At 46.0% G+C, this 3,379-nt stretch carries 3 protein-coding genes; 2 read left to right on the forward strand and 1 reads right to left on the reverse strand.

Going from position 1 to position 3,379, the window contains the following annotated elements; all coding sequences use genetic code 11:
* A partial coding sequence (locus ACOJTG_RS20050; RefSeq protein WP_420155447.1) for a TSUP family transporter occupies window positions 1–301 on the reverse strand: 301 nt, incomplete at its 3' end.
* A gap of 177 nt (window positions 302–478) precedes the next feature.
* On the opposite strand from ACOJTG_RS20050, the gene ACOJTG_RS20055 reads away from it, so the two are divergent.
* Both ACOJTG_RS20055 and ACOJTG_RS20060 read left to right on the forward strand, forming a co-directional pair.
* On the forward strand, window positions 479–748 hold the full coding sequence (locus tag ACOJTG_RS20055) for a (2Fe-2S) ferredoxin domain-containing protein (protein ID WP_133163357.1): 270 nt from the start codon (window positions 479–481) through the stop codon (window positions 746–748).
* 400 nt (window positions 749–1,148) lie between these two features.
* Window positions 1,149–3,379 (forward strand): AsmA family protein (locus tag ACOJTG_RS20060; RefSeq protein WP_420155448.1); only part of this gene is annotated, 2,231 nt, incomplete at its 3' end.

Below are 3,379 nucleotides of genomic sequence, written 5' to 3' on the forward strand. Positions count from 1 at the left end.
GTAATTGTTTGTACAACCCGGCACTCAGGGGTATGCCCGCCCCCACAAAGGCCATCGGTACGCTGGCCAGAGCGAAAGGCCAGAATTTCGGCCAGCTAAAGTGCCCGCCCCGATAGAATTGCAGGAAAGAGGACATCGATACAAACAGATTCAGCACCAGTGCGGAAGACTTCATTAATTCGGGCTGCGTACCGAAGATAGCCAGTACAGCCAGATACCCACTCGCTCCACCATGCCCCACCGAAGCATACAAAAAGGCCACAATGCCAATGGCCAGCATAATTATTACTTCTGTATTCATACAACCTGAGCTAGTACGATCGGAACGTTAAAAGGGCGTTGGCAAGCATTTAACGTTTGGTACAATTTTAGTTTTAAAACAAAAGATGCTTTACACCGATTCTATTAAAAAGTTAGCGGCATCCCTTACGGGGGACAACCCCTATATTGTACTTTTGTTTTTTAGCACTTATAAGTAATGAAACCACTACACGATACTTGTCCCTGGATGATTTTGATCTGCGAAGGTAGCAAATGCAGTCGTCGCCAGGATGATTTACGCAGAACCTTCAAGCATGAACTGAAAGAAAGGGGATTGAAAAAACACGTAGAACTAGTCGAGATGGATTGTACCAGCCGCTGTAAGCAGGGACCCATCGTAGCCATTCAACCGAGTAACCTCTGGCTGGGTGAAGTACACGAGTCTAACGTTCCCCGTATTCTGGATGAAATGTTTCGGGAAGAATAATGTAGATTTTGTTCGTAACTAAAAAGTAGCGTACGGTCTCTCCTTAAACGGATGAAATGACAACCCCCATTGTTTAACTAAACTACCGATTTCACCAATCTTACCCGGAAAGCTTCCTACGTTTGAGCTAATTCAACCTTCATACCCTCATCTAATCTTTTTCCTCTAGTACTCCTTCACTGGCAAGGTCTTTTTCCACCTATCTTTTCATAAATGGTTAGCGACGAGAGTCCAGAAACGGGTGTTCTCAGCGACCTCGCCAGTAGCTTTACTATCCTGCTGCCGTTTTTCTTTATACGGCTGATTTCTGGGCATACCAGTTTAGCAATTAGTTCGTTTTTTAAGCTATCTTTAGAAGCTAGGATAACCCCATTTTCCGCCGATTTTATCTTTGTTACGTATGAATTTCCATCACTTCCGACGCTTATCCTTACGCTTGCTTATTCTTTGCCTGTTGCTGGGAGTGGGATTGATGGCTGTGATTTATGCGTACCGGGATCGGCTCTTCCGGCAGATCAATCAGCAGATCAGTAACCAGATTCGGGGAAATTTTCAGGCGGATAACTTTCGGGTTATTTTCTGGGAAGAAGCCACGCCGGGCTTGACGATCATTCTTCAGAACGTACGATTAGAGGACGACCGTCACGACCAGCACCATACTGATTTCCTGAACGTTAGAGAAGTACGGGTTCGACTGAGCCTGATTGATTTGTTCCGCCGACAAGTACAGATTAAACACATCCGGGTGATTGACGGATCCGTGACGGCTTTTCGGGATGAGACTGGATATGCCAACTGGAGTTTATTTGAATCGGATAGCCTTACCCGCTCCATTCGCAAAAAGAAAAACCCGAACGGATTTTTAGTGGACATCAAGAAAGTCCGCTTGGAAAATGTCCAGGTGCATTTCAGTGATTCCTTACGTCATAAATGGTACGGCGGTTTATTTCGGGATGTAGAATGCCAAATCTCCCGGGATGGCAATCGTATTAAAGCCCGCATCCGGGGTCCGCTGCATTTAGATGGCCTCGCCTTCAACTCTTCCAAAGGAAGTTTTGGTACGAATCAGGAAACGGATCTTAAACTCAACGTTCAGCTTGATACGGCCCGGAAACTGCTTACGCTGGAACCTTCTCGGCTGGTTTTCGAGAAGAAAGATACGTTACACGCCCACGGGCATTTCCAATTCCATACCCGACGGCCCCCGGACCTTAATCTGTTCCTTCGGGTACAGGGGCTAGCTTTTTCCAAAACGCTGGATTTAATGCCTCGAAAGCTAGCAGTTGCCTTGGGGAAATTTAAGTACTATCCTGATATCAAAAAGGCGAACATACGCATCAGCGGTTCAACGGCTCCCGGTTCGGAGCCTCATCTTGATATTCGCTTTGCTTCGGGTCCCGCCCGAATGGAATCCGTACTGGGTTTATTGACGAACCTGCGGGTAGAAGGTTATTTTACCAACCATCTTGACCCAAAACTAGCAGCGGGTGATGCCAATTCTCGGATACTATTTAGCCATTATTCCGCCGACTGGGACGATGCTTTGCCCGTCAGTGGCCGGATGGTACTGCATAACCTGCAGCACACACGGGCTTTTCTGACCACTACGGTAGATACGGATTTGTCTACGCTCAACGAGACGCTCAATGCGACCAGTTATACTTTGAACGGCGGCAAACTGCGGTTACACGCTCAGTACCGGGGTCGGGTTGTGAATGTTTTTGACCCCAAAACGGGCGAACTGGCGGGTTTGTTACGCGGGAACCTGCTTGTAGAAGATGGTCAGTTCCGATATCTTACCAGACATCTTAATTTTGACCAGTTAAACGTCCACGCGGTGTTTAATGAACGTGATTTGGTGGTAAAGCAAATCCAGACCCGGTTGAATACCAGCCCTATTACGATCCGCGGAACCATCAAAAAGTTAATTCCTTTTCTGACTTCTCCGAATACGCGTTTGTACGCCAAGGCCGAAATTTCCTCACCTAATCTGAACTTCAACGCGACCCAGTTTATGCCGCGTTCGCGTAAATCGTCGCCTCGTTTACGGGAAAAAGCTCGTCGGGATTTGATCGCCAAAGTAGATCGGGTGATTGACCAGTTGGAAACCGATGTAACCGTAAGTTTCAACAAGTTTCAGTACCGGCATTTCAAAGCCTCGCAGGTGAAAGGCGAAATGTTAATTACGCAACGAAAATTACAGATTAAGAACTTGGCCATGAATGCCTTTCAGGGCAATTTCAATTTCTCAGGTCAGGTAGATTACATCCGAAATAATCCTTCCCGAGTGAATGTAGCCTGTGTACTCAAAAACACCAACGTTTCGGAGTTATTCCGGGCTTTTGATGATTTTCAGCAAACGACGATTACCCATCAGAATATTCGCGGGTTATTAAATTCGGAAGGAAAAATCAGTGTGAAGTTGCGGCCTGATTATACGCTGATTCCGGGTACGTTCGACGGCCATTTAAACTTCAATTTGCGGAATGGCGAATTAATTGATTTTAAGCCAATTAAAGGAATTCAGCGATTCATTTTCAGAAATCGAAATTTTGATCATATCCGTTTTGCCACCCTTTCGAATCAGTTTCGATTTAAAGGACGCGAAATTGAAATGGACAAGATGGGTAT

It is taken from the genome of Siphonobacter sp. (assembly GCF_048595215.1).
Lineage (GTDB): Bacteria > Bacteroidota > Bacteroidia > Cytophagales > Spirosomataceae > Siphonobacter.

Bases quoted from the DNA above. Each gene is read 5' to 3' on its own strand.
- ACOJTG_RS20055 (WP_133163357.1), top strand. From the start codon at position 479: ATGAAACCACTACACGATACTTGTCCCTGGATGATTTTGATCTGCGAA.